Annotated in this window: 16 protein-coding genes; 1 reads left to right on the top strand and 15 read right to left on the bottom strand. The window is 64.2% G+C overall.

The features are described from left to right. Positions 1-9: 9 nt before the first annotated feature. Together coxB and F8O06_RS06800 are read right to left on the bottom strand one after the other, a co-directional pair. Positions 10-927 (bottom strand): cytochrome c oxidase subunit II, encoded by a 918-nt coding sequence (gene coxB, locus F8O06_RS06795; RefSeq protein ID WP_158031604.1) that lies wholly within the window; start codon positions 925-927, stop codon positions 10-12. A 241-nt stretch (positions 928-1,168) separates the two neighbouring features. Then, a complete protein-coding gene (locus tag F8O06_RS06800) occupies positions 1,169-1,519 on the bottom strand; it encodes an iron-sulfur cluster assembly accessory protein (protein ID WP_318655640.1) in 351 nt (116 codons plus the stop codon). Between the two features lie 262 nt (positions 1,520-1,781). Here F8O06_RS06800 and F8O06_RS06805 point away from each other — a divergent pair, with 262 nt between their 5' ends. Beyond that, a complete protein-coding gene (locus F8O06_RS06805) occupies positions 1,782-2,366 on the top strand; it encodes a DUF3043 domain-containing protein (protein WP_158038099.1) in 585 nt (194 codons plus the stop codon). Between the two features lies 1 nt (position 2,367). Here the strand turns inward: F8O06_RS06805 and F8O06_RS06810 are convergent, their stop codons facing one another. The 13 genes from F8O06_RS06810 to murC all read right to left on the bottom strand — a co-directional run bounded on the left by F8O06_RS06810 (position 2,368) and on the right by murC (position 16,679). After that, a complete protein-coding gene (locus F8O06_RS06810) occupies positions 2,368-3,441 on the bottom strand; it encodes a quinone-dependent dihydroorotate dehydrogenase (protein ID WP_158038234.1) in 1,074 nt (357 codons plus the stop codon). Then, on the bottom strand, positions 3,441-3,953 hold the full coding sequence (gene nrdR / locus F8O06_RS06815; RefSeq protein ID WP_158038100.1) for a transcriptional regulator NrdR: 513 nt from the start codon (positions 3,951-3,953) through the stop codon (positions 3,441-3,443). Before nrdR ends, F8O06_RS06810 begins: the two co-directional genes overlap by 1 nt. A gap of 7 nt (positions 3,954-3,960) precedes the next feature. Beyond that, positions 3,961-5,271: a histidinol dehydrogenase gene (hisD, locus tag F8O06_RS06820; RefSeq protein WP_158038235.1), complete on the bottom strand. Its 1,311-nt coding sequence runs from the start codon at positions 5,269-5,271 to the stop codon at positions 3,961-3,963. Positions 5,272-5,444: 173 nt separating this feature from the next. After that, positions 5,445-8,972 carry a DNA polymerase III subunit alpha gene (dnaE, locus tag F8O06_RS06825; RefSeq protein ID WP_225733429.1) on the bottom strand — a complete coding sequence of 1,176 codons (3,528 nt, stop codon included), beginning with the start codon at positions 8,970-8,972 and terminating at the stop codon, positions 5,445-5,447. Positions 8,973-9,018: 46 nt separating this feature from the next. Further along, positions 9,019-9,945, bottom strand: a complete 927-nt coding sequence (locus tag F8O06_RS06830; RefSeq protein WP_158038101.1) for an RluA family pseudouridine synthase — start codon at positions 9,943-9,945, stop codon at positions 9,019-9,021. Further along, positions 9,935-10,510 (bottom strand): signal peptidase II, encoded by a 576-nt coding sequence (gene lspA / locus F8O06_RS06835; RefSeq protein WP_158038102.1) that lies wholly within the window; start codon positions 10,508-10,510, stop codon positions 9,935-9,937. The genes F8O06_RS06830 and lspA overlap by 11 nt, the downstream gene beginning before the upstream one ends. 8 nt (positions 10,511-10,518) lie before the next feature. Then, the gene (locus tag F8O06_RS12475) at positions 10,519-11,187 is read right to left on the bottom strand and encodes a DivIVA domain-containing protein (RefSeq protein WP_158038103.1); all 669 of its coding nucleotides are present in this window, start codon (positions 11,185-11,187) and stop codon (positions 10,519-10,521) included. Positions 11,188-11,251: 64 nt separating this feature from the next. Further along, the gene (locus F8O06_RS06845) at positions 11,252-11,539 is read right to left on the bottom strand and encodes a YggT family protein (protein WP_158038104.1); all 288 of its coding nucleotides are present in this window, start codon (positions 11,537-11,539) and stop codon (positions 11,252-11,254) included. 19 nt (positions 11,540-11,558) lie between these two features. Continuing rightward, positions 11,559-12,041 (bottom strand): cell division protein SepF, encoded by a 483-nt coding sequence (locus F8O06_RS06850; protein ID WP_158031611.1) that lies wholly within the window; start codon positions 12,039-12,041, stop codon positions 11,559-11,561. A 29-nt stretch (positions 12,042-12,070) separates the two neighbouring features. Continuing rightward, positions 12,071-12,841 carry a YggS family pyridoxal phosphate-dependent enzyme gene (locus F8O06_RS06855; protein WP_225733430.1) on the bottom strand — a complete coding sequence of 257 codons (771 nt, stop codon included), beginning with the start codon at positions 12,839-12,841 and terminating at the stop codon, positions 12,071-12,073. Next, positions 12,838-14,052, bottom strand: coding sequence for a cell division protein FtsZ (gene ftsZ / locus F8O06_RS06860; RefSeq protein ID WP_158038105.1), 1,215 nt, complete (start codon positions 14,050-14,052; stop codon positions 12,838-12,840). Before ftsZ ends, F8O06_RS06855 begins: the two co-directional genes overlap by 4 nt. Before the next feature lie 166 nt (positions 14,053-14,218). After that, a complete protein-coding gene (locus tag F8O06_RS06865; protein ID WP_158038106.1) occupies positions 14,219-15,277 on the bottom strand; it encodes an FtsQ-type POTRA domain-containing protein in 1,059 nt (352 codons plus the stop codon). Beyond that, on the bottom strand, positions 15,267-16,679 hold the full coding sequence (murC, locus tag F8O06_RS06870; RefSeq protein ID WP_158038107.1) for a UDP-N-acetylmuramate--L-alanine ligase: 1,413 nt from the start codon (positions 16,677-16,679) through the stop codon (positions 15,267-15,269). The genes F8O06_RS06865 and murC overlap by 11 nt, the downstream gene beginning before the upstream one ends. Position 16,680: the final 1 nt, after the last annotated feature.

Raw genomic sequence — 16,680 nt, forward strand, 5'->3', positions numbered from 1 at the left:
CTCTTCCCCTCAATTCTCTGTCACGGCAGCAGCGCTGTGCGTGTGCTCGGCATCATCGGAGTTGTATTTCAGATCTTGGCGGCGGTCGAGCTCATGCCCGAGTGCGCCGGTGTTGCCACGCTCGCGGAGCTCCGCGATGTGCGTCTGGTACTCGCTGTCAGAGACGACCTTCACGTTCATGAGCATCATCGAGTGGTACTCGCCGCAGAGCTCGGCGCACTTGACCGGGAACGTTCCTTCTTTTTCAGGAGTGAACGTCCAGTAGTTGTTGTGCACGCCCGGAAGCAGATCTTTCTTGTACAGGAACTGCGGCACCCAGAACGAGTGGGCGACGTCGCGAGCGTCGAGCTTGATCTTGACCTCTTTGTTCACCGGGAGGTACAGCGTCGGCAGCTTCGACTCGTCGAACGTCGGGCCGCTGACGTAGTCGGCCTGAATGCCGGCGTCTTCGTGAACGTCAGGGTCGCCAGCAGTGGTGAGGTAGTTGATGTCCCAGCTCCACTGTTTGCCGACGACCTGCACCTGAACGTCGGCTCCGTCGTAGGCAGGCGTCGCCTTGGCCTCGGTTGCCGACTGCACATGGACGGTCGCAATGAAGAACCCGATGATCAGCACGAACGGCACGGCGGTGTACAGAACCTCGATCGGCAGGTTGTAGCGAGTCTGCGAGGGAACGCCGGTGTCACCCTTACGACGCCGGTAGACGACGACGCACCACACGACCAGGCCCCAGACGACCAAGCCCACGCCCAAGAGCACGACCCATGAATGAACCCACAGATCAGTGATCTGCTGAGTGTGGTCAGTGGTGTCTGACGCGGGGAGAAACCCTCGCTTCGCATCATCTGAACACCCGCTCAACGCCAGGGCCGCGATGCCCAAGACGCCGCTCGCAGCGACGGCTCTCTTCACTCTCGAACGCACCATTGTTCCTATCGGTAGCTTCTGAACGCAGCATCGACATACATCGACGCACTATCCATATTACCCACTCCGAACCGTCTCACTGACCATATGCACACCGAAAGACTGAATTCTCCGTGCATCGGCTGTGAAATTCACAGCATGAGCCCTGAGCCCGTGGGCCTGGACGCCGCGACACGCAGACGGCGGTCACCGCCCGAGACTCACACTCGGGTGGTGACCGCCGTCTGACGAAGCCGAAGAATCAGTGGAACGAGTCGCCGCACGCGCATGACCCCTGCGCATTGGGGTTGTCGATCGTGAAGCCCTGCTTCTGAATGGAGTCTTCGAAGTCGATGGTCGCACCGTCGAGATACGGTGCGCTCATCTTGTCGACGACGACTTCGACTCCTTCAGCGAACTCGGCGAGCAGATCGTCGTCGAGCAGCCGCTCATCGAAGTAGAGCTGGTAGATCAGGCCTGAGCAGCCCCCGGGCTGAACGGCAACACGCAGGCGAAGGTCTTCGCGGCCCTCCTGTGTGAGCAGAGCGTGCACTTTCTCCGCCGCGGAATCGGTGAGCGCGACGTTGTGCTTCTCAATGGTGTCGGTTGCCACGATGGTCTCCTTCTTCAGCTGCACCGCGCGTCATCGACGCCCGGCGATCTCTGCAAGCATCCTACGTCGTTTCCAACGTCGTCGCGCACTGGTGTGTTCCCGGCACTGCGGAGTTTCGCCAGGCAGGGTCGGCTCGGGCCATCGCCATGCCGGTTGGCGTCGCTGTGGCACCGCATAGAATGGAGCAGTGCGTCGGAGACGGCGCCCGAAGGTCGGCGCTCCGCGTCGATCTGGCACACCTCGACTTCCAGGAGCAGCACGCGTGAGCAGCAGGCACCACGATTCCGCACAGGACAACGATCAGAATGAGTCGACTGACGAGACGTTGCATCAGGGCAAAGGGCGCCCCACCCCGAAACGCCGTGAGGCTGAGGCCCGAAACCAGCGGCCGCTCATTCCAAATGATCGCAAAGAGGCGAAGGCTCGTGCCCGTTCCGAAAGAGAGAAGGCACGGCTCGGTATGGCCGCGGGCGACGACCGGTTTCTGCCGGCCAAAGAGAAAGGGCCGCAGAAGCGTCTCATTCGCGACTACGTGGACGCCCGCTGGTCACTGGGAGAGTTCATGCTTCCCGTGATGATCATCGTCATCGTGCTGACCTTCATCCGCGAGCCGATGATCGTCACGATCTACACCGTCGGTCTGTGGGTCTTCGTCGCCGCGCTGCTCATCGACTCGTTTGTGATCGGACGCAAAGCACGGAAGATCGCCGCCGACCGTTTCGGCAAAGACGAGGTCGAGAAGGGTCTCGGCGTCTACGCTGCGATGCGCGCGATCCAGATGCGCGGCATGCGTCTGCCGAAGCCCGCGGTCAAGCGCGGCGAGTTCGACCCGAACCGCCGCCTCTGACTCAGCGGTACGCGGCTGCGGTCAGCTCGGCGAACGATGAGAAGCGGCTGCGCTGCAGCCGCTTCTTCAGCTGCCGGTTGATCTGTCGGGCCCACCCCGGGCCGGCATAGATGAACTCTGAATAGCCCTGCACGAGTGTCGCCCCGAGTTCGAGGCGCTCCCACACATCAGCGGCGTCGCGGATGCCGCCCACAGAGACGATGGGCAGGCGGGCTTCGTTGTGTGCGGCGAGCAGACGCAGCACTTCACGGGAGCGATCGTGCAGTGGCCGTCCCGAGAGACCTCCGGCGCCCATGCGCTCCACGGTCGCGGGGTCGGTGGTAAGCCCTTCCCGCGACACTGTGGTGTTGGTCACGATGATCCCAGCGAGTCCGAGCTCGGTCGTCATCGCCAAGATCGCGACGAGTTCGTCATCGCTCATGTCCGGAGCGATCTTCACCAGCACCGGCGTTCTGCCTGCGACCTCGCGAATGCCGCTGAGCAGTGGCTGCAGCGTCTCCACATGCTGCAGCGAGCGAAGCCCCGGCGTGTTCGGGCTGCTCACGTTGACGGCCAGGTAGTCGGCGAGCGGCGCCAGCGCTCTGGCTGCCCGCTGGTAGCTCTCGGGGGCCTCGTCGAGCGGGACGACTTTGTTCTTGCCGATGTTGACGCCCACCCGCAGCGCTGATCGCCGATCGCGGGCACGAAGGCGTTCCGCGGCAGCGGCCGCGCCTTTGTTGTTGAAGCCCATGCGATTGATGAGCGCACGGTCGGCGGGCAGCCGAAACAGTCGGGGCCGAGGGTTGCCCGGCTGCGGATCTGCCGTGATGGTACCGACCTCGACGTGGCCGAAGCCGAGGTCGCCGAGCGCCTCGAACATGACCGCGTTCTTGTCCAGGCCCGCAGCGATGCCGAACGGTGTGGCAAAACGCTGGCCGAATGCTTCGACTTCGAGCAGTTGATCCGGACGCGTGCAGGCTCTCGCGACGGCACCGACGCCAGTGGCATGGGCCACGCGCAGCAGCGCGACGGTGAGCACGTGCGCCTTCTCGGGGTTCATGCGGGTGAGCACGTTGTCGAACAGCAGCCGGTAGATCATGCGTCGCCCTTCTCGGCACTCTTCGCGGTGGCAGCAGCCTGGTCATTCGCAGCGTCGTGTGCGGCTGCTCGGCCGCGGAGTCGTTTCACGGCCTCTTCGAAGTCGTCAATCGACGAAAAACTGCGGTAGACGCTCGCAAAGCGCAGATACGCCACCTCGTCGAGTTCGAGCAGCGGCTCGAGAATGGCGAGTCCGACGTCATGCGACTTGACCTCGCTGGCGCCGCTCTGCCGAATGGTCTCTTCGACACGCTGGGCGAGCAGTGCGAGGTCGCTGTCACTGACCGGCCGGCCCTGGCAGGCCTTGCGCACACCGGCGATGATCTTGTCACGTCGAAAAGGCTCGAGCACTCCCCCGCTCTTGACCACCGACAGCGATGCCGTCTCGATCGTGCTGAACCGACGACCACAGGCCGGGCACTGGCGACGGCGGCGAATGGACGTTCCGTCGTCGGACGTACGAGAGTCGACGACCCGGGAGTCTGGGTGGCGGCAGAAAGGACAGTGCATCGGTGACTCAGGCCTTGCTCTCGAATCGTGCGGCGATGCTTTCGGCGTGTGCGTTCAGCTTCTCGGCCTCTGCGAACCGTTCGATGGGCTCGGCGATCTCTGCGAGCCCCTCGCGCGTGTACTCGATGATCTGCTGCGGTCGCAGGAAGGTGTAGGCGCCCAGGGCCGGGCTGAATCGCGCGCGCCCACTTGTCGGCAGTACGTGGTTTGACCCTGCCATGTAGTCGCCCAGCGGAACCGGAGAGTAGGGACCGACGAAGATCGCGCCGGCGTTGCGCACTCGATCGGCCAACTCTTCGGCGTTCTCAGTGATGATCTCAAGGTGCTCGGGAGCGTAGGCGTCGCTCACCGCGAGCGCGGCATCGAGGTCGTCGACCAGAACCACGGCCGACTGCTCCCCGTTCAGTGCGACTGAGGCACGTTCCCGGTTGGGTGTGTGATCCAGACGAACGCTCAGTCGCGCACGAACCTGATCGGCGAACGTCTCGGAGTCGGTCACCAAGACCGAGGAGGCATCCTCGTCGTGCTCGGCCTGACTCAGCAGGTCTGCCGCGACCAGATCGGCGTCAGCGTGTTCGTCGGCGATGACGAGAATCTCAGTCGGACCGGCCACGGAGTCGATCGCCACGTCGCGAGAGACGGCCAGCTTCGCGGCGGCGACGAAGGCGTTGCCGGGCCCGCTGATCACATCGACGGCGTCGAGCCCGATCTCAGGCACCCCGTAGGCCAGCGCAGCGATCGCTCCGGCTCCGCCGAGGGCATAGATCTCGTCGAGCCCGAGCAGACCGGCCGTCGCAAGGGTCAGGGGGTGCACGGCGCCGCCGAAGGCCTGCTGCGCCGGAGACACGAGCGCCAGCCGCTGCACACCTGCGACCTGTGCCGGCACGACGTTCATGATCACGCTCGACGGGTACACCGCCTTGCCACCGGGCACGTAGAGCCCCGCTGCCTGCACCGGTGCCCAGCGCTGAGTGATTCGCGACCCGCCGGGAAAGGTTGTGACGACCGGCTCGCGCAGCTGAGCAGCTGTCGCCTTGCGCACGCGTTCGATGGCGATCTCGAGCGAGTGGCGGATGCTCGGATCGAGTTCGCGAACTGCGGCGTCGATCTCGGCCTGGCCGACCCGGAACTCGTCGATCTGCACGTGATCGAACCGCTGAGCCTGATCGATCAGCGCCGCGCGACCGTTCTCTCGCACGTCGGCGATGAGCTGCTGCGCAGCCTGCTCGGCGGCGGCCACGTCATGGTGCGGGCGCGGAAGCCGGTCTCTGAGAGAGAGGGAGTGGACGTTCTGCTCGCGAAAATCGATAGTGTGCATCACGCACCACAGTCTACTCTGCGCCCCGTGTCGACACTGTTCTCCGTGTCGGCTCTGCACCCCAGGTCGACGCGGCCCCAGTGTCGACGCGGCCCCAGTGTCGACGCTGTCCCCAGTATCGACGCTGCCCTCAGTATGGACGCTGCCTCGACGGATGCGCCGTGGGCTTGGCCTCAATCGATGCAGCTGGCGCCGAGCAGTGCTTTGAGCTCGCTGTACAGTGCCGCAGTGACGCTGACTCGATAGGGAATCTCGAAGACGCGCTCGGCACCCGCAGTCATCAGCTTCAGCAGCACCTCGGTGTCTCCGCTGTGGCGCACCAGAATAGACGACAGATCTTCGACGATCTCTGGTGTCGCCGTCAGCTCTGGAATGCTCAGCATCAACGGCAGTCCGGCTCCCCCGGCGCCCTTGATCTCGGGGGTGAAAACAGAATAGGCATGCAGCGTCGCGCCGTCATCCCGCTCGTTGATGCGACCGCGCACGACCACGATGGAGTCGGCTACCAGCGCCGGAGAGAACTCCTGGAAGGTCTTGCCCATAAACAGCGCTGACATCTCGCCGGTGAAGTCTTCAACCTCGATGATGGCGTACTCATTGCCGCTGTTGCGCGCAATGCGCTTCTGCACGCTCGTGATGAGCCCGGCGATGGCGACTTTGTCTCCGTCGTGGAACCGTTCGCCACCGGTGATGTCGACGATGTTCGCATCTGCGTGCCGAGAGAGCTCGCGCTCCAGCCCGTGCAGGGGATGGTCAGACACGTAGAGTCCGAGCATCTCGCGCTCGAACGAGAGCTTGATGTGTTTGTCCCACTCGGGGCGGTCAGGCACCTCGGCCCCCGGCTGTTCGTCGAGGTCGAACATCCCGGCGAACAGGTCGACCTGGCCGTGCGCTTCGTTGCGTTTGAGTTTGGCCGCTTCGTCGACTGCCTGCTCGTGAATCTCGATGAGCGCGCGGCGGGTGCTGCCGAGCGAGTCGAAGGCACCTGCTTTGATCAGCGATTCGATGGTGCGCTTGTTGCAGACGGTGAGCGGCACTTTGCGCAGAAAGTCGTGAAAGCTCGTGAACGGGTCTTCTGTCTCACGGGTCTTCACAATCGCGTCGACGACGTTGGCGCCGACGTTGCGCACCGCCCCCAGACCGAATCGGATGTCTGTTCCGACGGCCGAGAACCCGAGGAACGAAGAGTTGACGTCGGGCGGCAGCACCGAGATGCCCATATGGCGGCACTCGTTCAGGTACATCGCGAGTTTGTCTTTGGAGTCACCGACGCTGGTGAGCAGAGCCGACATGTACTCGGCCGGGTAGTTGGCCTTCAGGAAGGCTGTCCAGTAGGAGACGACCCCGTAGCCGACCGAGTGCGCCTTGTTGAACGCATATCCGGCGAAGGGAAGCAGCGTATCCCAGAGCGCTTTGACGGCCTCTTCTGAGTAGCCGCGATCGACCATGCCCTGATGAAAGTTGGCGTACTGCTTGTCGAGCTCGGACTTCTTCTTCTTGCCCATGGCGCGACGGAGCATGTCGGCCTGACCGAGGGTGAAGCCGGCCACCTTCTGGGCGACGCCCATGACCTGCTCCTGGTAGACGATCAGGCCGTAGGTCTCGCCCAAGATGTCTCTCAGCGGCTCTTCGAGCTCTGGGTGAATCGGCTGGATCGGCTGCAGGCCGTTCTTGCGCAGCGCGTAGTTCGTGTGCGAGTTCATGCCCATGGGGCCTGGGCGGTAGAGCGCGATCACAGCCGAGATGTCGGCGAAGCTGTCTGGCTTCATCTGCTTGAGCAGGGTGCGCATCGGCCCGCCGTCGAGCTGGAACACACCGAGGGTATCGCCCCGGGAGAGCAGGTCGTACGTCGGTTTGTCGTCGAGAGAGACCTCTTGCAGGTTGAGCGTCTCGCCACGGTTCTGTTTGATCGAATCGACGGCATCGCCCATCACGGTCAGGTTGCGCAGACCGAGAAAGTCCATCTTGAGCAGACCCAGGTTCTCGCACGCCGGGTACGGATACTGCGTGATGATCGCGCCGTCTTCTTCGCGCTTCATGATCGGGATGTTGTCGATCAGAGCCTCCTGGCTCATGATCACGCCCGCTGCGTGCACGCCCCACTGGCGCTTCAGACCTTCGATGCCCCGCGCCGTCTCCAGGATCTTCTGCGAGACCTCGTCGCCCTCGACGACCTCGCGGAACTCGGCGCCCTCCTGATAGCGCTTGGCATCCGGGTCGTACATCTCTTCGAGAGTCATCTCTTTGCCCATGACGGCGGGCGGAAACGCCTTCGTGAGCTTCTCGCCGGCCGAGAACGGCAGCCCGAGGATGCGAGATGAGTCTTTCAGCGCCTGCTTCGCCTTGATCGACCCGTAGGTGACAATCTGACAGACCCGGTCATAGCCGTACTTCTCGGTGACGTACTTGATCACGTCGGTGCGGCGACGGTCGTCGAAGTCGACGTCGACGTCGGGCATCGACACACGCTCGGGATTCAGGAATCGCTCGAACATGAGGCCGTGTTCGAGCGGATCCACCTCGGTGATGTGCATGGCATAGGCGACCATCGATCCTGCTGCTGACCCTCGCCCGGGGCCGACGCGCACGCCGTTGCCTTTGGCCCACTGGATGAAGTCGGCGACCACGAGGAAGTAGCCTGGGAAGCCCATCTGCTCGATGATGCCCATCTCGTAGTTCGCCCGCTCGCGAACCGGATCGGGAACGGTCTCACCGTATCTGGAGTGCAGCCCCGTCTCGACCTCGGACTTGAACCAGGTGAGCTCGGTCTCGCCCTCCGGCACGTCGAACTTCGGAGTGAGGTCGCGTTTGACGAACTCCACCTCGCAGCGTTCGGCGATGCGCAGCGTGTTGTCGCAGGCGCCTGGATAGTCCCGGAACAGCTCCCGCATCTGCTTCGGAGTCTTCAGGTAGAACTCGTCGCTGCCGAAGCGGAACCTCTTGGGATCGTCAAGCGTTGAGGCGGACTGCACGCACAGCAGCGCGGCGTGCGCATGGGCATCCTCTGCATGCGTGTAGTGGAGGTCGTTGCTCGCCACCAGCGGAATCTGCAGATCCTTGGCGAGATCGATCAGATCGCTCATCACACGGCGCTCGATGTCGATGCCGTGATCCATGATCTCGCAGTAGTAGTTGTCGGGCCCGAAGATGTCGCGGTACCGTGCCGCAGCCTCGCGAGCCTCTTTGTACTGGCCCAGGCGCAGGCGAGTCTGGATCTCACCACTGGCGCAGCCCGTCGTCGCGATGATGCCTTTGGCATACTGCTGCAGCAGCTCGAGATCCATGCGAGGTTTGAAGTAGAACCCCTCGATCGACGACAGCGATGCCAGCCGGAAGAGGTTGTGCATGCCCTCGGTCGTCTCAGCGAGCATGGTCGCGTGCGTGTACGACCCGCCGCCCGAGACGTCGTCTTCGCCGCCGCTGCCCCACCGCACGCGGGAGCGATCCTGGCGTTTGGTGCCCGGCGTCAGGTAGGCCTCGAGGCCGATGATCGGTTTGATCCCGGCGTCCTGACACGCATAGTAGAACTCATAGGTGCCGAACATGTTGCCATGGTCGGTGATGGCCAACGCCGGCATCTCGAGCCGAGCCGCCTCGGCGATGAGCGGTTTGATCTTCGCGGCACCGTCCAGCATGGAGTATTCGCTGTGCACATGCAGGTGCACGAAGCTGTCGGAAGCGGTGCTCGATGATGCAGCCAAGAACGATCGCCTTTCGCAGACGTGACTCAGGGGAACTCGACTTAGTCTACGCCTGTGGGTCGCGCAGCAGCGAGAGTGCGTGCCGCAGATCTGTCGGCGGTTCGCTGTCGACGACCATCGGCGCTGCGGTCACTGGGTGAGCGAACTCAAGACGCACCGCGTGCAGCCACTGCCGAGTGAGACCGAGCTGCTCGGCCAGCACAGGATCGCCGCCATACAGCGGGTCACCCATCAGCGGATGATGCCGTGCAGACATGTGGACACGAATCTGGTGGGTGCGTCCGGTCTCGAGGTGGATCTCGAGCAGCGACCCGCGAGCGAAGGCCTCGAGCGTTCGGTAGTGGGTCACCGAGGGGCGCCCTCCGGCGACCACGCCGAACTTCCAGTCGGCGCGCGGCAGACGGCCGATCGGCGCGTCGATGGTTCCGCTGCTGGGGTCTGGATGCCCGTGCACGACCGCCTGATACGTCTTGTGCACCGTGTGCTCGCGAAAGGCCTGCTTCAGCGCACTGTAGGCCGGCTCACTTCGCGCCACCATCATGAGGCCGCTCGTGCCGACGTCCAGTCGCTGCACGATGCCATGCCGTTCGGGAGGGCCGCCCTGTGCCACCGAGATCCCACGTGCGGCGAGAACACCGAGCACCGTCGGGCCGGTCCAGCTGGTCGCCGGGTGCGCAACGACGCCCACTGGCTTGTTCACGATGACGATGTCATCGTCAAGGTAGACGATCTCGAGCTCCGGAACGTCGAGTGGACGCACCGCGAGACGGTCTTCCTCCTCCCAGTAGACCGTGACGAGACCGTGATCTTCGAGTCGATCGGCCTTGTGCAGCGGCTCGCCGCCCTGGGTGACATCGCCTGAAGTCATCAGCGACTGAATACGAGCTCGGGACAGTCCGGTCAGCTCTGCCAGGCCGGTGTCGGCGCGCTGACCGATGAGCTCAGGTGGAATGGAGACGAGTTTACTGGGCATGTTCGTCTGCTCGTGCCGCTGACGACTCGCCCTTGGCCGCTGCCGATACCTCTTCGAACTGGCGAGGGCAGAAGAGCATGATCAGTACCAGCCCGATCACTGCACAGGTGAGCATGATGTCGGCGAGATTCACGATCGCGAAGCCCTTGAGCTGCAGAAAGTCGACCACGTGCCCCCGCGCGAATGCGGGCGGACGGAACAGACGGTCGATCAGGTTGCCGACGACACCGCCCAGGAAGACGCCGAAGAGCACGATCAAGGGGGTCGAGCGCAGCGACCGCGAGAACCAGACGAGCACACCGGACACGACGACGGCGAGCACGGTGAAGACCCACGTCATCTCTTCGCCCATCGAGAATGCCGCACCCGGATTGAACACCAAACGAAGCTGAACGAGGTCGCCGACCAGCGAGACCGGCTGTCCCAATGTCAGAGACGCGATCGCCCAGATCTTGACGAGCTGGTCGATGACCACCGCCACAGACGCGATGCCCAGCACAGACAGAATCGAGCGGCGGGCCGAGGCCCGCCGCTCGATGTCGTGCGAGGCTGAGGAATCAGCCACGCGTCACGCTACTTTCGGCCGTTGCTGCTGCCGTGCACCGACTTCGTGGTGCTCTCAGCGAGCGAACCTGACGACTCGAGGTCTTTGAGCTGGCCGCTGATGAACGACTTGAGCGACGAACGGTACTGACGCTCGAACGTCTCGAGATCTTTGATGTCGGCTTCAAGAGTCGTCTTGCGCTGAGTGAGGTCGTTGAGCTCTTTGGTCTTGCGATCCTGCACCTCGGTGAGGATGCGACGAGCCTCGACGCGAGCCTCGGAGATGGTCTTCTCTTTGGTCTCTTCGCCTTCGCGGACGTGCTGATCGTGCAGAGTGCGGGCAAGCTGCAGGAGCGAGGTGGCCTCGTCCGACTCGTTACGCGGCTCGGCATCGTTTGACGCGTTGTTCGTCGTGGGCGCAGCAGCAGCGGGCGCGGTTGCGGCGACTGCTGCCGGCGCGGCCTCGGTGCCACGGCTCTGACGCAGCATCTTGATCTCTGCCTCGGCGCGAGCCAGCTTCGACTTCAGCTCGTCGGCCTCCTGAGCCTTGGCCTTGAGCGACTCGTTCTCTTCGCTCAGGCGACGGAACTCGACGACGACCTCATCAAGGAAGTCATCGACTTCGTCCTGCTCATAGCCATCGCGGAACTTCGTCGTCTGGAACCGCTTGTTCAGAACGTCATCGGGCGTTAAGGCCATTACTTACTCCTAATTCGTGTGTAGTTTCGCTCTCGACTTGAGCTTGAGCCAAACCCCATCAGATTCATCTTAGACCATTGAAAACCGCACCTAGGGTGCTGAAGACAAAAATGGAGAGGAAGATGCCAAAGTCGAGGCTGACCTGACCGACTCGCAGCGGAGGAAGGAGTCGTCGTGCCAGCCGCACCGGCGGGTCGGTGATCGTGAAGAGCAGCTCGGCGAGAACCGTGACAAGATGCGGCAGTCGCGCAGATCGGCGAAGCCCCAGAACCAGCTCGACCAGAAACCTCAGGAAGAGAATCGATGAGTAGGTCTGGCAGAGCCAGCCAAGAATGCCGAAGAGGATGCTCACGCCGAGTCGCCGTCAGAGACTACTGCTCGGTGAAGAACCCGACCTGGCTGGGATCTTCGTCGTCGCGCTGCTGCCCGCCGCTCACGAGTACGTTCTGCGGCGAGAGAAGGAACACCTTCGGCGTCACCCGTTCGATCTTGCCCAAGAGCCCCTGCGCGAGACCTGACGCGAAATCGATCAGACGACGGGCGTCCGGCTCGGTCATCTGGCTGAGGTTGATGATCACGGGGACGCCACCGCGGAAGCCCTCGGCGATCATCTGCACGTCAGCGTACTTCTTCGGATGGACGGTCAGAATCTCGTTCAATTCACCTGCCTGGGTCTGTGCTGGCGTGCGTCGCAGCGGCGTGACGTTGCTGCGCTGCTGGGCATGCGTTGTCGTCGTCTGCGCGGCAGCTGCCGCCGGACGCTCAGTTGCGGGCGCTGCCGGAGTCTCATCGACGTACTGGTCGTCGTCGACGAGTCCGAGGTACTCAAGTGTCTTGCGCAGTGGGTTTCCCATGGGGCATCCTCCAATGTCTCTGTCACAGGTTAGCGGCCGGAGACCGGTTTTCCAGTGATTGCCGTGCCGATTCGCAGGTGTGTCGCCCCATGGCGGACGGCCGCCTGCCAGTCCCCGCTCATCCCTGCCGAGATACTCTGCGCCTCGGGAGCGATGCGCTGAATGCGCGTCGAGAGCTCCTGCAGTCGTTCGAACGCATGATCGGCATCCTCCCCGAGCGGCGCCACAGCCATCAGGCCCTCAAGACGCAGGTGCGGCGAAGAGAGCACACGTTCGACCAGATGATCGAGCTCGTCAGACGACACTCCCCCTCGATCGGGCTGACCGTCGAGCGAGACTTGGACGAACGCGTCGACAGCATGATCCAGCTCGATCCGGTCGATGCGATCGACGAGCTCTGGACGATCGATGGAATGGATCGCCGACGCCAGTCGAGCGACCTGACCGGCCTTCTTGCGCTGCAGCTGCCCGATGAAGTGCCACCGAGCCGACGCCAGCGCAGGATCTGCCTCGAGTTTGGCGTGCAGCCCCTGCAGAGTGTTCTCACCGAAGTCTCTCTGCCCGGCGGCGCGCAGCACAGCGGCGAGCTCCGGCGTGTGGTACTTCGTGACGACGATCACCTGCACCTCGTCACGGCGACGGCCGCACAGGCTCAGCTCTGCTTGCAGATCACTCTCGAACGCGCGCAGACGCTCCGTGACGCCTGCCTCACCCCCGGCAAGCCGAAGCTCCGGCTGCGGCGACGACCCAAGGTCGATCGGCTCGCTTGGGGTGGGCACCGACTCGAACTCCGAACTCACTTCAAGAAGTCAGGAACGTCGAGCTCCTGATCGTCGAGCCGCTCGAACGGATACGAACGCGCCGCATAGGGGTCGGCGACACTGGTGTCGACCGCCTGCTCAGCGCCGCCGGCATCACTGCCGGCTGCTGTCGTGTCGGCGTCTGCGGCGTTCGACACGGCGGCCTCGTCCGGCTCGTCGGTCGTCGGCGCGGCCGTCGGCCTCTCGGCTGCCGCGGGTGCCGCATGACCGCGCTCGTCGCGACCACGACGCAGATTTCGCAGTTCGTCCTCTTCGTCGAAGCCGGCGGCGATCACGGTGACGCGCACCTCGTCGCCCAGTGCGTCGTCAAGCACGGTGCCGAAGATGATGTTCGCCTCGGCGTGCACGACCTCCTGCACCAGCTGCACGGCGTCGTTGATCTCGAAGATGCCGAGGTCCGACCCGCCCTGCACCGAGATGAGCACACCGTGCGCGCCATCGATCGTCGATTCCAGCAGCGGCGACGAGATGGCGAGCTCCGCCGCTTTGATCGCCCGGTCGGCTCCGCGCGCGGAGCCGATGCCCATCAGAGCCGTGCCGGCTCCCTGCATCACTGACTGCACGTCGGCGAAGTCGAGGTTGATCAGCCCCGGTGTCGTGATCAGATCGCTGATGCCCTGAACACCGGCGAGCAGCACCTGATCGGCGATCGAGAACGCCTCGAGCATGGTGATGCCGCGATCACTGATCTCGAGCAGCCGGTCGTTCGGCACGGTGATCAGCGTGTCGACCTCGGCACGCAGCGCCTGAACACCCGACTCTGCCTGAGACATGCGCCGCTTGCCCTCGAACGAGAACGGCTTGGTGACCACGCCGATCGTCAGAGCCCCGATCGACTTCGCGATCTTGGCGACGACGGGAGCGCCTCCGGTGCCCGTGCCACCGCCCTCGCCGGCAGTCACGAAGACCATGTCGGCGCCGCGCAGCGTCTCTTCGATCTCGTCGGCGTGCTCTTCGGCCGCACGTCGCCCGACCTCAGGGTCAGCGCCAGCGCCGAGCCCACGGGTCGACTCGCGACCGACGTCGAGCTTGACGTCTGCGTCGCTCAGCAGCAGTGCCTGCGCATCCGTGTTGATGGCGATGAACTCGACGCCTTTGAGCCCGCGCTCGATCATGCGGTTCACTGCATTGACGCCGCCGCCGCCGATGCCGACCACTTTGATCACGGCGAGGTAGTTCTGGTTCGACATATTGGACCGGCCTTCCGTCAACCTTCAACTTCAACTGGAGCGTTAAAGTTATACTGCGTATACGTTTGATCTCTGAGAAAGTATCCACGTCTGAACGCCGAAACACGACGGCTCATGCGGTGTGTCGCGACTTGGATGCGAAATCCGAGCATGGCGGAGGCGCTCGTCATGAGGCCACCGGGAGCGAGGGCGAGGAGACGTCGATGTGCTTGGCATCCGGCCGGTCCCCCACCAGCGCACGAAGCACGCGCGCCTTGAGCTCCGTCTCGCTGCCGTCTCCCCAGACGACGGTCGTCCCGCTGCGCAGTGTGAGCTGCACGTCATCCTGTGTGCTCGCCTGCGCAGTGGCCACCTGAGCTAGCAGGTCACCGTCCAGGCTGCGCAGCACAGCTGCGACCGACGAGAACGCCGGCGACTGCGGATCCGTCGAGGCGACCTGCAGTGTGGGGTACCCCTCCTCAGGCTGATCTGCGCTCTGCACCACCACACCTGCCGCATCCACCAGCAGGTAGGAATCGCCCTTCTTGAAGACGCCGATGGGGGCCCGTTCGGTCACTGTCACGATCAGGGTGCCCGGCAGCTCGGCACGGATGCTGTACGACTCGACAGCACTGAACTGCTGCAGCTCGCGCTCGATCTGCGCCCCGGAGAGTCCGATGATCGGTCGCCCCACTTGGTCGCTCAGCGCGTCGCTCAGCTCGGCTGCCGATGCACGCTGCGTTCCACGCACCTCGATATGCTGCACCGACAGCCACGGCGAGAACACGAGGCCGATGGTGACGGCGATGACCACGGCCAGTCCGATGATGAGGAACCGCCCGAGGTGCAGGTCGTGGAAGAGCGAGCCGATGCTCGCCCGAGTCGCCGCAGTCGCTGCTCTCCCCTGCCCCGCACGCTGCTGACCGCCGGCGAGATCGCCGGAACGATCGAGACGACCGGCAGCGCGCAGATCTTCGCGCTCACGTGCGCGCCGTCGACGAACCGTCGCCCGAAGCTGAGCTCTGGCGGCGCGAGCCGTTCTGGCCTCCTGCCAGCGAGCGCTCAGCCCCGACCGCCAGTCGGTCGACTCCGCATCGACGCGTGGTGTTCCGACCTCGCGAGGCCGGGACGCTCCTCGCCCGCTGCTCTTTCGACCGCCTGTGCGCCCGGTGCGTCCCCGTTCACCGGGTTCGTCATCGCCCTGGGTTCGCAGGTGCGGTCGCCGAATGCGATCGTCACCGCTCACGCAGACGCTCCAGCAGTCGCGGCAGAATCGGGTAGAGCCCCACGCCGAGAGTCAGCACGATATCGCCCGGCCGCGCACGACGCACGATCTGTTCGACGGCGTCATCCCACGTCGGACTGTAATGTCCGAGATCGGGGCGCGGGAACCTGCTGACCAGCCAGGCCGAGTCGATGCCCGGGATCGGATCCTCCCGAGCTCCGCGCAGCGTCAGCACGTCGACGAAATCGGCCCAGCGCGCGAAGACCTGCGCGAACTCGTCGGCGTGATCGCGCGTGCGGCTGTAGAGGTGCGGTTCGAAGATCACCAACACGTGCCCGTCACCGGCCAGCTCATGTGCGGCCGTGAGCACCGCGGCGACCTCGGTGGGATGATGTGCGTAGTCGTCGACGACGGTCACCCCGCCGACCACGGCCTGACGATCGAACCGGCGAGCGGTTCCCTGGTAATGGCCCGCCGCGCGCAGCGCATCGGCCAGCGGATACCCGAGCTCACGCAGCACCGCAGCGACGCCGAGCGCGTTCAGTGCGTTGTGGTGGCCGAGCAGGTCGCTGCGAAAGCGGATGCTTCCCTCGGGCTGCGCAGTCACAGCAACGTCGGTCTCCCACCCCTGTGGCGTCACCTCGGTCAGCTCGAGATCGTTGCCGTCGCCCGCCTCGCCGAATGTGATCAGGTGTTCGGCACCGTCGAGTCGCGGCAGAATCGCTTTGGTGAGACGGTCGCTGCCGTTGACCACCGAGAACTCCGCGGCGCTGGTGATGAAGCGCACGAAGGCGTCTTCGATGCCCTGCGCGGTGCCGTAGTGGTCAAGATGCTCGGTGTCGATGTTCGTCACCAGCACGCCGGCCGTCTCGTATCGCAGGAACGAGCCGTCCGACTCGTCGGCCTCCAGCACGAACAGGTCTGATTCGCCCCAGCCCGCATTGGTGCCGAGCTCTTTGATGATCGCGCCGTTGACGAAGCTCGGGTCGGCGCCGAGTTCGCGCAGGGCGGTGATCAGCATTCCGGTGCTCGTGCTCTTGCCGTGCGCTCCGGCGACCGCGATGACCCGGTGGCCGCGAGTCAGCCACTCCAATGCCTGTGACCGGTGGATGACGCGCAGGCCTGCTGCTCTGGCCGCCGCCAGCTCAGGGTTGCTCTCGTGCACCGCCGACGAGATCACGACGGTGTCGACGTCGTGCACATGGTCGGCGGCGTGTCCGATGGCGACGGTGACGCCCAATTCGCGCAGGGCCTGCACATTGGCGCTGTCGGCCTGATCAGAGCCGGTGACCTGCAGACCCTTCGCAGCCATCATGTGCGCGATGCCGCTCATACCGGCACCGCCGATGCCGATGAAATGGATGTGCCCCAGCTCGTCAGGCAGTGTGTTCGACGAGTCGACGGATGTGTTCGTGTCGTTCATT

This window comes from Pseudoclavibacter sp. CFCC 14310 (assembly GCF_008831165.1).
Taxonomy (GTDB): Bacteria; Actinomycetota; Actinomycetes; order Actinomycetales; family Microbacteriaceae; genus Pseudoclavibacter_A.